Here is a 14,554-nt window from a genome sequence, read left to right as displayed (position 1 = left end):
ATGGCAGAAGTTATAAAAATAGCAGTGGTAGGAACTGGTTATGTAGGTTTGAGCATGGCAGTTTTGTTAAGCCAATATCATCAAGTAGTAGCTGTAGATGTGTTGTCAGAAAAAGTAGAATTGATAAATAATCGAAAATCTCCTATTCATGATGAATTTATAGAGAACTATTTGTCAGAGAAAAAACTGAATTTAATAGCTACATTAGATGCTTCGAGTGCTTATAAAGATGCTGACTTTGTGATAATAGCCACTCCTACCAATTATGATTCAGTGAAAAATTACTTCGATACAAGTCATGTGGAGGAGGTTATTGATCTAGTATTGCAGGTGAATCCCGATGCCGTGATGGTTATTAAAAGTACTATTCCGGTAGGCTATTGCCATTCGCTTTATGATAAATATGCGGCAAAAGGTTTTCCTAAATTAAACTTGCTTTTTTCTCCTGAATTTTTGAGAGAAAGCAAAGCTCTTTATGATAATCTTTATCCAAATCGTATTATTGTAGGTACAGACATGGATAATTCTTATCTGGTAGAGATTGCACAAACTTTTGCTACTTTGTTACGAGAGGCATCCAATAAAGAGGATGTTGCTACATTGTTAATGGGATTTACCGAGGCTGAAGCTGTAAAATTGTTTGCTAATACCTATTTGGCTTTGCGTGTGAGCTATTTTAATGAACTCGATACATATGCTGAAATAAAAGGTCTTGATACTACTGCTATTATAAATGGTGTATGCCTAGATCCTCGTATTGGTGTGCATTATAATAATCCCTCTTTTGGATATGGAGGTTATTGTTTGCCTAAAGATACTAAACAACTTTTAGCCAACTATTTAGATGTGCCTGAAAATTTAATTCAGGCTATCGTAGAAAGTAATCGTACTCGCAAGGATTTTATAGCTGACCGTGTACTTCGTCAGGCTGGTTATTATGATTATTATAGCCGTGGCGATTTTAAGGTAGGTGAAGAAAAGCATTGTGTAGTAGGGGTATACCGTTTAACTATGAAAAGTAATTCAGACAATTTTCGTCAAAGTAGTATTCAGGGGGTTATGAAAAGGATTAAGGCAAAAGGTGCAGAGGTTATTATTTACGAACCGACCTTAGACAGTGGAAGTACATTTTTCGGAAGCCGTGTGGTTAATGATTTAGAGAATTTTAAGGAGCAAAGTGATGTGATTATAGCAAATCGGTATGATGCTTGTTTAGATGAAGTAAAAGAGAAAGTATATACACGAGATATTTTTAGGAGAGATTAATACGATATAAATAGTTTTCTTTTTTACTCTTACATTATCATAGAATGCAAAAAATATGTGATGAAGATCTTTGCACAGGATGTTGTGCCTGTTTGAATAAATGTACTATTAATGCTATATCTATGATTGAAGATGACTATGGGTTTATGCATCCTCAAATAAATCAAGATATATGTATTAGTTGTGGAGCGTGTAGGAACGTATGCCCAGTTGTTCGTTTTTCAGATTTTCATAAGGAAATTATAGTATATGCGGCTGTATCAAGAAATAGTTCCATATATGTAAATTCGACCTCGGGTGGTGTTGCGACAACTTTATCAAAGTCTATGATTGAAGATAATGGTATTGTATATGGAGCTGCTTTTGATAACAAGTTTAATTTGAAGCATCAGTGTGCTAATTCTATAAATAATTTGGATGCGTTTCAGGGCTCTAAGTATGTGCAAAGCTATATAGGTGAATCCTTTAAGAAAATCAAGGAAGAACTCTCTACAAAGAAAGTATTATTTATTGGAACCCCATGTCAAGTTGCAGGATTATTAAATTATATACCCTCTTTATATAAAAAGAATCTTATAACTATAAGTTTTATTTGTGGTGGAGTTCCTTCTGTGAAATTTTTGAAGCAAAGTTTGAATGGTTTTTTAAGTGGAGCGAAAAAACTTAGATTTAGAAATGGTAAAGAGTATGGTTTTTGGATTGAGAGTGATAATAGGGAAGATATTTATTTGGAGCGGTTTTATAGTCAATATTTTCGGGCATTTGACAATAAACTGAGTTTAAGAAACTCTTGCTATAATTGTAAATTTGCATGTCGGGAACGTGTAGGGGATATTACAATTGGTGATTTTTGGGGATTGAAAGATGATCCTTTTTTTAAAGCTTTCCAAGATGGCATTTCGATTATTATATGCTCAACAGAAAAAGGGAAATCTTTTATAGACCATTATAAGCATAATTTTATTTTGCGAGAACATTCGATTTTGGAAACACTGGAATGTAATCCAAGGCTATTATCACCTGCAGAAAAAACTAAGGATGTTATTAAATTTCGTGTTCAATATAGGAAGAAAGGAAATTTTAATGTGGCGGTTAATTCTGTATTGAATTTGAGATATAGGGTTTATGAAATCAAAAAGAATCTAAAACAATATCGGCTATTGCGTTATTTGCATAATATAATAAAAAAGTAAGGGATAATGAAGTATACTAAAATATATTATAAGACGTTATTGCGGAAATTCATTTTACCCTTTATTTCTTTGTATCATAAAGAAGAATCCACCATTATAATCCCAGGTGAAATAGAAGCTTCATATGAAAATAGTACGATGAGATTAGAATCATTTTCTCGGAGCTTGTTAGGATGGGCAATGTTAGATGGTGATGATGAGATTAAAGAAACTATTTTTATGATGATAAAGAATGGGATTAATAGACAAAGTGATAAGTATTGGGGAAAAATTAAAGACAATGATCAAAAAATAGTTGAGATGTTTCCAATATTGTTGTTTTGTGTAGAAAATAAAAATCTTTATGAAAAACTTTTTGATAATGACGCTCGTGAGAATATGCAACAATGGTTCTTACAGATTAATCAAGTCCATATCCCTTTAAATAACTGGCAATTCTTTATTGTATTAGTTAATACCTTCTTACGATTATTGGGACTGAACTATTCAAAAAAAGCAATAGATGAGTCGTTTAAACAAATAGAAAGGATGTATATAGGTGACGGATGGTATAGTGATGGAGAGACATTTCAACGTGATTACTATATTCCATTTGCTTTGCATTATTATTCGTTATTGTATTCTAAATATTGTCCAGAAGATGAACGTGCAATAGTTTTCCTTGAGAGAAGTAAGTTGTTTGCTAAGTATTATATACGTTTTTTTTCGAAAGACGGTAATTCAATTCCTTTTGGAAGAAGTTTGACATATAAATTTGCTCAAGTTGCTTTTTGGGCAATGTATAGTAATTTTATTGAAGATGAATACGAATTGTCTATTATAAAAGGAGTTATTAATAGAAATATAGAATGGTGGTTGGCCCAAGATATTGTTGATTCGAATGGCTTTCTTAATATTGGTTATTCATATAGTAATCAATTTATGACAGAATATTATAATGCAAAAGGCTCTTCATATTGGTGTTTGAAAGCATTTATATTCCTTTTGAACAAGTCTGATGCTTTTTTTAATATTAAGCCACTGGAAATGGTAAGAGAAGATTATAACTCTTTTATTCCCGCATTGTTCTCTACATTGCTTACTTATAATGGTCAATCCTATTTATTTATGAATGGACAAAATAGTAATAACGAATTTGGCAATACTGCGGCAAAGTATGAGAAATTTATGTACTCTACTGTTTGTGCACCTTGTGTAAGTCGATCTCCGTATGGGATTGAAAATTTGGCGTATGATAATAGTTTAGTAGTTCAAATGGGAGAAACATTTTTAGTTCGTAAGCATTGTCAGGTTATAGAAAATAGTGAAAAAGCTCTGATATCTATATGGAATCCGATAGCAGGTTTATCCATACAGACTTATGTTTTTCCAGGTGTTCCTTATCACTATAGAGTTCATGTTGTTAGAACTAACTTAAATTTAAAATTATATGATTTTGGGTCTGCTGTTAGAAATGATAGGAATTTGGAGATAAGTATAAAGGAAAATCGAGCGATTTGTTGTAACAAGAATCAAGCTAGTTCTATATATACTCTTGGAGATAAAGGACTGGCGGATATTTGTATTTGTTCTCCTAATGTGAATTTGCAATATCCAAAAGTTGTTATTCCATATTCATGTTCTGATTTTACTTCTGGATCGTATTATATTATAAATTGCTGTTATAATGATATATCAGTAGGGAATGGTATTCTTGATGATATTGAGGTAGATAGTGGTGGAATTAGTTATAGAGGAAGAAAATATCATTTTAATGATTTTCCTCATTCAAATGGTTCTGTATATTCTTCATTTATAGGAATTATCAGAAAATTTAAACTAATAATGAAATATTTCCAGTAAGTGAATTAATCAATGTGCATGATATATAAAGTGAATAATGATTTGGGATGATGGGTACAGCGAATAAGAGTATAACGAAAAATACAGTTCTTCTTTATATAAGATTGATTATTACTATATTCATAGCATTTTTTACTCAGAGAATTGTTTTAAGTGCTTTAGGAATAGAGGATTATGGAATTTATAATGTTGTTGGTGGTTTAATTGTAGTTATTGGTGTTATAAATGCTGGTATGATACAAGCTTCACAACGTTTTTTTGCCTATGAAATAGGGCGTGGGGAACAGTCTGAACTTGTAGAGGTCTTTGGAGTTGCTCTTTCTATCCACGCTATAATTTCTATCGTAATTTTATTCATGGCAGAAGTATTTGGCGTTTGGTTCTTAAATTCAGTTATGACTATTCCACATGAAAGAATATTTGCTGCAAATTTAGTTTTTCAGGCGAGTGTGGGAGCATTGTTTATAATGGTTTGGGCTGTACCTTTTGATGCTTTGATTATTTCAAAGGAAGATTTTAATATTTATGCATATATAAGTGTGATTGAAGCTATTCTAAAATTATTTATTGCTTACTTAATATATTCAATGTCTTCTTTAGATAGATTGATTGTATATGGTTGTTTATTGTTTATTGTTACTTTAATTAGCAAGGGGGGGGCTGTCTCATATAGTAAATATAAATATAAGGAGTGTCAGTTTAAATTTAATAGGGATAAAACGAGAATAAAAAAAATGCTTTCTTTTGCAAGTTTTAGTTTTATCGGAAATATTGGTTTTATTCTTCGTAATCAAGGGGTAAATTTGGTTATAAATATATTTTTTGGTCCTGCTATTAATGCAGCAAGAGGTGTTGCTTATCAAGTTTCCTCTCAAATGGCTTCCTTTGCTGGAAATTTTCAAATGGCAGCAACCCCCCAGATAACAAAAAACTGTGCGAATGGAAATATCGAGCGAATGCAGTCTTTGATTTATAAATCTTCTAAGTATTCTTTTTGCCTTCTTTTTTTTATTTCTTTGCCTGTTTTGGTATATCCTCAGCCACTTCTTGATCTATGGTTAGGTGATCCTCCATTATATTCTGACTATTTTTTGCAATTGGCTATATTAGTTTCGTTGATAGATTGTATGGCAACTCCATTAGGTAAAGGAATAGATGCTACAGGTAAGATACGTTTTTTCCAAATAAGTATCTGTATTATCATGTGCTTAGACATTCCTTTTGCCATGTTGTTATTCAAATTGGGTGCTTCTTGCTATAGTGTTATGTTTATATCTATTATAACTTCTCTTTTGGGACTTTTTGTCAGATTAGTTATCCTTAGTCATCACATTTCACTCGTTACGATTTCATCGTATATGAAAGCTGTAGTCTTTCCATGTATATTAGTAATGTGTATTGATTATGTTATTGCATACTATTTGAGATGCTTGTTTGGAAAAACATTTATAGTATACTTGGTGTATTTTGTTTTAGTTCTATTTTTATCAGTTTGCACTATATATATAGTTTGTCTAGATAAAAAAGAAAAAGGTAAAATTAAGAACATGATAAGTAAATCGCTATGTCATATTGGTTAGCATATGTACTTGTTTTATTAGATATTGTAATCTTTAAGACATTTTTCCCCCCTTTTTCTATTTGGTGTATTGGGTATATTCTGATCATTTTAGGGTTGTTGAAGAAGGACCCAATGGATCCAAGATTTTGGTTATTTTTAGGTGTGAATATTTTGTTGGTGAATGGTTTTTCTGGGGTTTTATATGTTCCGGCTTATATTAAAATAGAAAAGATTATTATTTATGTACTTCTTACAGTAATATCTTTTCATTTAGGCTTTGGAAAACTTCCTTTAAAGGATAGCAAATCTATTAGTAAGTTTCGGATGGTGTTCTGTGCTTATTCAAATTTGAGTAATAGAGTACATATATTATTAGGAATTGTTGGAATTTTAGGAGCAATATTGATTTGTTTCGAAATGTTTATAATCTTTGGTGTATCACTTGATGATGGCGGGGAACGTCGTAGTCAATTTCAGAACCTATTTCCTTTTTTGACTTTAACCCCTATAGGAGTTATTTTACTAGGTGGAAGTTTTCCTAGTATATTTTCAATCTTTGGTGGTGGCTCAAAGGTTAATGTAATATTAGGATTATTGAATGTTATTGCATTGGCGCTGTCTTCAATGGCCATTGCAGGAAAGCAAGGTATATTATTTGTATTGTTGATACTTGTGTATATATATTTATTTCATAAATATTATAGAGTAACAATTAAAGTATCTTGGTTCGTTAAATTTGTGATTTTAGGATGTTTCTATTTTTTTATTTTGTACCTCTCTTTTCTTACCTTGGGTAGGCACAACGTGAAATATGATGGACAGTTGCTGAATACTGATGCATTTTCAAAGGAGTTTGTTGATGTCTCTCGAGAATATTTACCGCCAGTCGTTCAGAATAATTTTGCAGAATTTTTTGGTTATTATGGTAATCAGTTGCCATATGTGGCAGAAAGATGGGATATAGAGAATTTTGAGCTGAAGTATGGTTATTTTAGATTTCCACGGTTATTGGCTCCTTTTACTTTTTTGGAGCGTCAGATAATAAAGATTTTTCCTTTTTATCAAGATATCTATCCTGACGATAGAGTTGCTACTATAAAAAAGCAAACTAAGGGCTATTTTGGAAATGCTAATTGGGGAACAATTGCATTTTTAAATATAAAATATTTTGGGATAATAGGGGGATTAATTATATTTTTCTTTGTAGGAAAAGTCTCTAAGTATCTCTATAATTTCTTTTTTAAATACCCTAATTATATCACATTTCAATTGAACTATATAAATTGTGCTGGAATGTTTTATTTTGCAATGTTTTATTTTACACAAGAAACAGGACCATTTTTCTATCTTTTAATATTGCTGGGTATAACATATTGTTCCAGAAAGAAACGTTTATCCTTGTATAAATAATAAATTAATGAAAAATATAGCTATAGTTGTAGTTGCTTATAATAGAGTGACATCGTTAAATCGTTTGCTTAACTCTTTATTGCAGGCTGATGTTGAAGATGCTCCTCTTATTATCAGTATAGATAAGAGTAATACGGATACTGTCGAGAGATTTGCAAATAATTTTATTTGGCCGTTTGGAGAGAAAAAAGTCATAACTCATGATAAGAATTTGGGATTGCGTACTCATATTCTTTCTGTTGGAGATTGGCTTGATATGTATGATGCTATAATAGTGTTAGAAGATGATATTGTTGTTACACCTGGTTTTTATAGATATGCAGTTTCTGCTTATTCATATTATCATAAAGATAAGAATATTGCAGGAATATCATTATATAATTATCAATTTAACTATCAAACATTTGAACCCTTTGAAGCTCTTAAAACGGAATATGATGTATATTTTATGCAAATAGCTATGTCGTGGGGACAAGTATGGATGCGAGATTCGTGGAAACAATTTTATGAGTGGTATAAGAAAAATTGTCATATACAGTTAGAAAATATTGTAGATATATATTGTTTTAAAGATTGGGGTGAAAAGTCTTGGCTGAAGTATCATATAGCATATTGTATTGAGCAAAATAAATATTTTGTGTATCCTTATTTTTCATATAGCACTAATTGTGCAGATAAAGGTACACATATTGCTTCTAATTTGTCTGTTTTTCATACATCATTAAAGTGGGGAGGCAGCAAATATGGATATAAATTTCCGATATTTCCCAATGGAGTTGTTTATGACTCATATAATGAAAATGTAAGTTTATATAAGATATTGAATATGTCTTCTGAAAATCTGGTTTTGGATCTTTGTGATAATACAAAGCGATTTGACGGTAGACGTTATTTGTTAACTGTAAAAAAAATGAACTTTCATATCATTAAGAAGTTTGCGCTGGAGTTTAGACCAATAGAATTGAATATAATAATGAATAATTGGGGTGAGGGGATATACTTATATGATTTGAGTTTGCCGGAAAAAATGAATAAAGAATCTGTAACGTTACAAACAGTTTTATATAGATATCGAATACATAGTATTTTGGCAATATTACATAAAATAGGTTTTAAAAGTTTATTGGCATCGTTTTTACATAAATTGCATAGGTGTTTTTAAGAAATTATAAGATTGTACCTTTATCTTAATAACATGGTAACTAAGAGAATAGAATGGGTTGACATAACTAAGGGTATTGCAATCTTTTTGATGGTGTGTGGGCATACAAGTATACCACAGTCTGTAAGTAATTGGATTTGGTCTTTTCATATGCCTTTGTTTTTCATCATGTCAGGTGCTTTATTTAATGCTACTAAATATCCTAACTTTTCCTGTTTTTTGCTGAAAAGAGTTCATACATTAGTTATTCCATATATTATATTGTCGTTTGTTGTATTGTTGATAAATGACAATGTACTTATAGTTGAATGGTTATATAAAGGTTGGAATAATGGATATGCACTATGGTTTATACCGGTATTATTTTTTGCGGAGATATATTCCTATTTTATTATTCATTATGGGCATGGAGTAAAAAAGGTATTATTTTGGGCAGGTATTATAGGTTCAACAGGATATCTATTATCTTTTTATGGTATTCGTTTTTGGTATAATGTAGATGTCTCTTTTTATGCTTGCTTCTTCTATCTGATAGGGTATCTTTTGCGCAATAGATTGAAGCAAGGTTTGTTTTGTAATTGGTTTCTTATATTTGGAATCTTGTTTCTAAATATTGTATTGTCGCAAATTTGTCCTCGAACAGATATGGCAAGTAACACTTGTGGTTGGTATGGATTAAATGCTTTCAATGCACTTTTAGGAACTCTTGCAATTATTATGATTGCAAAAAAAGATGTTTTGAAAAAGAATAATATTGTACGGACTTTTTTTGTTTGGGCTGGACAGAATACTCTTGTTATTTTGGGACTTTCACAAGTTGTTAATGTACAACTTAAATTTGTAATGGAAAATATGCCAATGCCTGAATTTATAAATTTTATAATAAGGCATTTTTCTTTATGGATAATATTATGGTTATTGTCAGTTATAATTAGAAAATATTTACCTGAAGTGATTGGGCAAAAAAGAGATAGATGACATAAATTAGAAGATAGATGATGAACAGAGCACTTATTTGTAATATACTTCCTCCTGATTATCTTGTGAAGTTGAAGGCATCACAGGCTGCTTTTAATTTTTGTGAACGACTTATAGATGGAGGATGTTTTGATGATGTTAGATCAATAACTCCGTTTAGTTATAAATTACCCAAAGATATTTCTTATAAGGAAATTATTTTTTATATAAATAATGGAAGAGGGTATCTTGGAAAAATAATTAGGTATTTTGTATTGAATGTAAAATTGGCTTGGGATGTTCGTAGATGTGATCGGATATGGTTTTATAATTTATCTATTTCTTCTCTTCTGGCATACGTTATCTTGAGATTCCTTTTTTTAAAAAGGATATACGTAATTATGGCAGATTATACACCAGCCTCTTCGAGAACTTCATTACAGGGAATTATAGGTTGGTTATTGGAAAGATGCGAGGGAATGATCTCTTTGTCAGGACGTTCTTGTTTCAAGAATGTAAAAAAACTAAAAGTGAAAGCCGGCATTATTGATAATGAAATGCTAATTAGAAATAAAAAAGTGTCAGATATAGATAGAGTAACTTTCTTGTTCTCTGGAACATTGGCGTCTGTTACAGGATACGATATGGCTTTGAAAGTTTTTGCACAAATACCTCAAGCACAACTGTATATTTCAGGAAATGGCTCTTTCCCAGAGCAGTATAGAAAATATGAAAATATACATTTTATGGGAAATATGCAATATGAAGATTATCTTAAACTTCTTGATAAGTCAACAATCTGCTTAAATCTAAGAAATCCTTATTTATTAGAAAATAACAATAATTTTCCTTCTAAGATTCTTGATTATTTTTCTAAAGGTAAAATAGTGCTTTCAACTATGCAATATCCTGAAATAGACGGTGCAAATTATATATATATTCCTTTCGAAGAACAGGCACTTATTAGGAGTATTAAAGAGATTCTTGTTATAGATAATAGTGAGCTATTAAAGTATTCTGATAATATTTTATTTATTCGGCAGAATTTTTCAGTGGAGTCATGGAAGCAGACAATACAAGCTGTTGATTCAGAATAGGCTTTTTAATGGGTATAGAGAAATATTATCATCTTGGTTGAACAATAAAGTGATTTTTTATGAGAATAGTATTTTGGCAGAACTGTATTACTTCTCATCAAATGCCATATATAACACAACTTTTGTATGATAAGAGGGTGGATGAAGTTATTGTTATTTCTGATAAGGAATTGATATCCAGTCGGAGAAAAATGGGATGGAATAATAACTCAGTGCAAAATTCTGATTCATTTAAGGTTTATATTCATCCAAAAAATACTTTGATAGAATATATCTTATCAGAGAAATCTGAAGAAACTTGGCATCTTTTCAGTGGGATTAATGCGTTTCCTTATATTTCATTAGTATTTAAAATGAGTTTGAAGTATAATGTTAAGCGTGGGTTAATAACTGAGCGTCCTTATACCTTTGCGTTTGGTTGTTCAAATGGTAAACCACTTTGGCTTCATAGATTAAGGTTCTTTTTTCAAGACCAGAAATATGCTAAATATATAGATAAAGTGTTTGCTATGGGGGATGATGCCGTAAAATATTTTAAGTCTGTTTATAATGGGTGGAGTGTTACTCCTTTTATATATTGTACTGATTTTCAATATGTCGTTAATAAAAGAACTAAGGCTAATGTAAATTTTTGCTTTGTAGGTAGTTTGTCTTGTCGGAAATCGCCAAAATGTATTGTGAAAGCGGCAGATATGCTACATGAAAATGTGAATATTACATACATCGGTGGAGGAGAGGAAGAGGGAAAAATTAGAAAGTTTATAGCTAATCGTCAGAATCTAAAAGTTCAGATACTTGGTTTTCAGAATATGAACAAGATTCCAGTGCTTTTGGCAGAACAAGATGTTTTGATATTACCAAGTAGTTATGATGGCTGGGGTGCTGTTGTAAATGAAGCCTTGCAAGCAGGGCTTTATGTTATTTGTAGCGATAAATGTGGTGCAAAGGATTTATTGTGTAATTCTTTGTGTGGTTCTGTCTTTGAGAGTGGAAATATTGTGGATTTATCAAAAAAGATGAAATATTGTATAGACAATATTAATGAGATCAGAAATACTTGTCAGCACCGAATTACTTGGGCTAAAGAACGTATTAGTGGTAGCGTTATTGCCTCATATATGGTAGACTGTCTAGAGGGAATAGTTGTGAAAGAACCTTGGAAAATTTGATTCTCTAATATATAAGTGGTAGAAGAAGATTTAAGGATGTGCTCTATTAGGAATATATGTAGAGTTGGTTCAATATTTTAAGGGTAAACGTCCCCAAATAGTGCCTTTTCTGCTATCCATTCTGTTCCTACTTTAGTTGAAGAATTAAAAAATGAAGAATTGTGTCAAATGCTAAGGTCAATTTCTGCGATGTTCAAGCTTTCTATGAGTTTTGTACTGCGGGAATAGGATTTGAAGAATTCTGTTCGCAACAAGGTGTCAATTATTAGAAGCTTCAGGCTTGGCAAAGCGAGCAACTTTGGAATGAGAAAATCGGCAAACCCGTAGAGGGAAAGTCTATATTTGACGTTGTTTCTCAAAAATATCAAATCAGTTGGTCTGATATGGTTTGTTTTACAGAGAGTATCGAGATGACTTCCATGCGTATTGCAAATGCCGGTTGGTATTGGTAATTAGCTGATGGTTAGGTATTTAATCTGTTTTTGATTTGCATAAGCCTGCAATTCTTGAACAATTTGGCCGAATAAAGAATGAAGACGATTAAGCTGGATATGAACTGCTAGAATATCGGCAGCGAAGCTGCTGCCAAGCGGCATACTTTTATGCATTCCCTGATAGAAAGCTGTTCGTTGAATGGACTACACCCATACGAGTATCTGGTAACTTTATTAAGAAAGCACAAGGATTTAAAAGAAGAGGAAAAGCTGGCATATCTGTCGTGCTACTATATAAAATAACTAAAACTTAGTTTTTACAATTTGACCATATGACTAGTAACGCCTGATTTCCCGCGATTATCTGTCATACGGTGGTTTGTGGGACGTTTACATAGTAAAGGCGGATTATCCTATGCTACTGCTGAAAGTGAACAAGGAAACTTGTTTAAGGTTGGGATATAATCGAAAGATTGAGGTGATGGCAAAAGGAAAATGTAACAATAAATACTTTGTAGTAATAGAATGCAAATATAAACAAGTTTATTGACGCTAAAGAAATATATAATTACATGTTATATAGCATTTTCTGTAATTAATACGCTGATATTAACATGTATCTGTTACTTTACAAATAATTTTCTTTTATTTGCCGGCGAAAATTTTAATCAGTATTTGTTGGCGCAGAAAGTGTGTGAGTGTTTGGGATGGAGTAAGAAGATAGATTATGATGATGCAATATTTATAAATGTTTCTTATGGCAAAGAGTTGGTTCTGGAGCAGGGAGAAGGAACTGATGATATTGTTGGTAGTAATGTTATCACTGATAGGCGAAAGCTTTATAAGTTTCTTGAATTGTTGAACAAGAGTCAAAGATATAAATATGTACTTATGGATATTATGTTTGATAAAGATCATATCACAGAATATGATGATGTATTGTTTTCTCTTCTTGAAAGAATGAACAAACTTGTATTTGTGAATCATGATAGTGTGCGGATAGCATGTCCGATGTTAAAGAAAAAAACAGCTCATGCTGTATCTAATACTCAGACAGGAGAATTTGTGTGTGATCTTATTTATAAATATATTAAGCAAGATAGGAGCCGTTAGCATAAACAAAATACTAAATGGAGTCCTGCTATTCGTTTAGGCACAAAGTTTTTGATTCCATTGGATAGATTTGAATATTATTGTATCGCTTTTGGCGGGGGATATACATATCTTTCTATAAATCATAAATTCAGTTCATGGGATGCAAATGTTGGCTTTTTATGGTACTTTTAAATTAATTTTATAAAAATATAATATCATTTCCATTATTTTATTTCAGTTTGTATACTCTATAATAAACAGAGAAATGAAGATATTACATTATATTCCTTCAGTAGGTAAAATGGGGGGAGGAGTGAGTTCTTACCTTCAACTTCTTTCACATGACATGGGGCAGTTAGTTGATTTAAAGATTGTGTGTCATCATACGTCCGATGAACTTACATTTACCAATTGCACAATTCATTATATTGAAGGGAATATCCGACGTCCTTTTAAAATGAAATGCGAATTTTGTGCCATTCTTGATAAGTTTAAACCTGATGTAGTTCACGTTAATGGTTGTTGGATGTTACAATGTTCTTGGGTTGTGTTTTGGGCAAAAGCGAAAGGCTATCCTGTGGCTTTATCTCCCCATGGTATGTTGGAACCTTGGGATATTCGGAAGAACTACTGGACAAAGAAGTTGCCGGCTTTATTGCTTTATCAAAAGCGTAGTGTTAAGATGAGTAATATTTTGATAGCAACTGCTGAGTCTGAGAAAAACAATCTATTGTCATTAGATTATAATTCAAATGTTGTAATTGTTCCCAATGGGCTAATGATTGATGGCATAGAAGTAAAGAAATCTTGGGATGAAAAGAAACAGATTCTTTTTTTAGCACTATACCGTAGAAACAAGGGAATTGATTTTTTAATGCAAGCTATTGCTCAAATTAAAGAACAATTAGTCGGGTGGAAAGTGGTAGTAGCAGGAATTGAATCAGATTATACGGTAGAAGTTTTAAAAAACATGGCTAATGATCTTGGAATATCTTCTGTTGTTGATGTTGTTGGAGCTTTATATGGTGAAGATAAATGGGAGGCTTACCGTTCTTCTGATGTATTTGTTCTTCCTACTCTAAATGAAAATTTTGGTATTGTCATTGCAGAATCATTCCTTTGTGGGACACCAGTTATCACCACAAAAGGTGCTCCGTGGTCAATAATTGAACAAAATCATTGTGGTTGGTGGATTGATAGAACCATTGATGATCTTGTAAACGCTATTCAAGAAGCAATTCGTATTCCTATTCAAGAACGTAAAGAGATGGGACTTAGAGGCAGAGATTTGATAATTAGAAATTTTGCTAGTAATGTTGTTGCAAAACGTATGGTAGAGGTATATAATACTATAATTCGGAAATAATA

The 14,554-nt window shown here is 31.6% G+C and carries 12 protein-coding genes; all 12 read left to right on the top strand.

The genetic code is table 11. The features are described 5' to 3' along the window. The 12 genes from BHV73_RS14435 (at position 1) to BHV73_RS14380 (ending at position 14,552) form a co-directional block, all read left to right on the top strand. Positions 1-1,266 carry a nucleotide sugar dehydrogenase gene (locus tag BHV73_RS14435; RefSeq protein WP_286738674.1) on the top strand — a complete coding sequence of 422 codons (1,266 nt, stop codon included), beginning with the start codon at positions 1-3 and terminating at the stop codon, positions 1,264-1,266. A 44-nt stretch (positions 1,267-1,310) separates the two neighbouring features. Next, the gene (locus BHV73_RS14430) at positions 1,311-2,459 is read left to right on the top strand and encodes a Coenzyme F420 hydrogenase/dehydrogenase, beta subunit C-terminal domain (RefSeq protein WP_087413470.1); all 1,149 of its coding nucleotides are present in this window, start codon (positions 1,311-1,313) and stop codon (positions 2,457-2,459) included. Positions 2,460-2,465: 6 nt separating this feature from the next. Then, the gene (locus BHV73_RS14425) at positions 2,466-4,301 is read left to right on the top strand and encodes a DUF2264 domain-containing protein (RefSeq protein WP_087413469.1); all 1,836 of its coding nucleotides are present in this window, start codon (positions 2,466-2,468) and stop codon (positions 4,299-4,301) included. A 50-nt stretch (positions 4,302-4,351) separates the two neighbouring features. Beyond that, positions 4,352-5,881: a lipopolysaccharide biosynthesis protein gene (locus tag BHV73_RS14420; protein WP_087413488.1), complete on the top strand. Its 1,530-nt coding sequence runs from the start codon at positions 4,352-4,354 to the stop codon at positions 5,879-5,881. A 113-nt stretch (positions 5,882-5,994) separates the two neighbouring features. Continuing rightward, positions 5,995-7,272 (top strand): O-antigen polymerase, encoded by a 1,278-nt coding sequence (locus BHV73_RS14415; protein ID WP_239419879.1) that lies wholly within the window; start codon positions 5,995-5,997, stop codon positions 7,270-7,272. 7 nt (positions 7,273-7,279) lie between these two features. Beyond that, positions 7,280-8,434: a glycosyltransferase gene (locus tag BHV73_RS14410; RefSeq protein ID WP_087413467.1), complete on the top strand. Its 1,155-nt coding sequence runs from the start codon at positions 7,280-7,282 to the stop codon at positions 8,432-8,434. Positions 8,435-8,467: 33 nt separating this feature from the next. Continuing rightward, the gene (locus tag BHV73_RS14405) at positions 8,468-9,412 is read left to right on the top strand and encodes an acyltransferase family protein (RefSeq protein WP_087413466.1); all 945 of its coding nucleotides are present in this window, start codon (positions 8,468-8,470) and stop codon (positions 9,410-9,412) included. A 17-nt stretch (positions 9,413-9,429) separates the two neighbouring features. Beyond that, on the top strand, positions 9,430-10,488 hold the full coding sequence (locus BHV73_RS14400; RefSeq protein ID WP_241148725.1) for a glycosyltransferase: 1,059 nt from the start codon (positions 9,430-9,432) through the stop codon (positions 10,486-10,488). Positions 10,489-10,547: 59 nt separating this feature from the next. Beyond that, positions 10,548-11,657, top strand: a complete 1,110-nt coding sequence (locus BHV73_RS14395) for a glycosyltransferase (RefSeq protein ID WP_286738669.1) — start codon at positions 10,548-10,550, stop codon at positions 11,655-11,657. A 602-nt stretch (positions 11,658-12,259) separates the two neighbouring features. Then, positions 12,260-12,394 carry a transposase domain-containing protein gene (locus BHV73_RS14390; RefSeq protein ID WP_143269502.1) on the top strand — a complete coding sequence of 45 codons (135 nt, stop codon included), beginning with the start codon at positions 12,260-12,262 and terminating at the stop codon, positions 12,392-12,394. A 399-nt stretch (positions 12,395-12,793) separates the two neighbouring features. Then, a complete protein-coding gene (locus BHV73_RS14385) occupies positions 12,794-13,204 on the top strand; it encodes a hypothetical protein (RefSeq protein ID WP_286738667.1) in 411 nt (136 codons plus the stop codon). A gap of 247 nt (positions 13,205-13,451) precedes the next feature. Further along, a complete protein-coding gene (locus BHV73_RS14380) occupies positions 13,452-14,552 on the top strand; it encodes a glycosyltransferase (RefSeq protein WP_087413463.1) in 1,101 nt (366 codons plus the stop codon). Positions 14,553-14,554: the final 2 nt, after the last annotated feature.

Origin of the sequence: Bacteroides sp. 44_46 (assembly GCF_001915465.1) — a bacterium.
GTDB lineage: Bacteria > Bacteroidota > Bacteroidia > Bacteroidales > Bacteroidaceae > Bacteroides > Bacteroides clarus.
Note: the sequence above shows the minus strand (reverse complement) of the source record. Positions and strands in the feature narration are given on the sequence as shown.

What these genes read in the sequence shown, in the direction of transcription:
- BHV73_RS14435 (WP_286738674.1), top strand. Translation starts at nt 1, where the DNA reads ATGGCAGAAGTTATAAAAATAGCAGTGGTAGGAACTGGTTATGTAGGT.
- BHV73_RS14430 (WP_087413470.1), top strand. Translation starts at nt 1,311, where the DNA reads ATGCAAAAAATATGTGATGAAGATCTTTGCACAGGATGTTGTGCCTGT.
- BHV73_RS14425 (WP_087413469.1), top strand. Translation starts at nt 2,466, where the DNA reads ATGAAGTATACTAAAATATATTATAAGACGTTATTGCGGAAATTCATT.
- BHV73_RS14420 (WP_087413488.1), top strand. Translation starts at nt 4,352, where the DNA reads ATGGGTACAGCGAATAAGAGTATAACGAAAAATACAGTTCTTCTTTAT.
- BHV73_RS14415 (WP_239419879.1), top strand. Translation starts at nt 5,995, where the DNA reads ATGGATCCAAGATTTTGGTTATTTTTAGGTGTGAATATTTTGTTGGTG.
- BHV73_RS14410 (WP_087413467.1), top strand. Translation starts at nt 7,280, where the DNA reads ATGAAAAATATAGCTATAGTTGTAGTTGCTTATAATAGAGTGACATCG.
- BHV73_RS14405 (WP_087413466.1), top strand. Translation starts at nt 8,468, where the DNA reads ATGGTAACTAAGAGAATAGAATGGGTTGACATAACTAAGGGTATTGCA.
- BHV73_RS14400 (WP_241148725.1), top strand. Translation starts at nt 9,430, where the DNA reads ATGATGAACAGAGCACTTATTTGTAATATACTTCCTCCTGATTATCTT.
- BHV73_RS14395 (WP_286738669.1), top strand. Translation starts at nt 10,548, where the DNA reads ATGAGAATAGTATTTTGGCAGAACTGTATTACTTCTCATCAAATGCCA.
- BHV73_RS14390 (WP_143269502.1), top strand. Translation starts at nt 12,260, where the DNA reads ATGCATTCCCTGATAGAAAGCTGTTCGTTGAATGGACTACACCCATAC.
- BHV73_RS14380 (WP_087413463.1), top strand. Translation starts at nt 13,452, where the DNA reads ATGAAGATATTACATTATATTCCTTCAGTAGGTAAAATGGGGGGAGGA.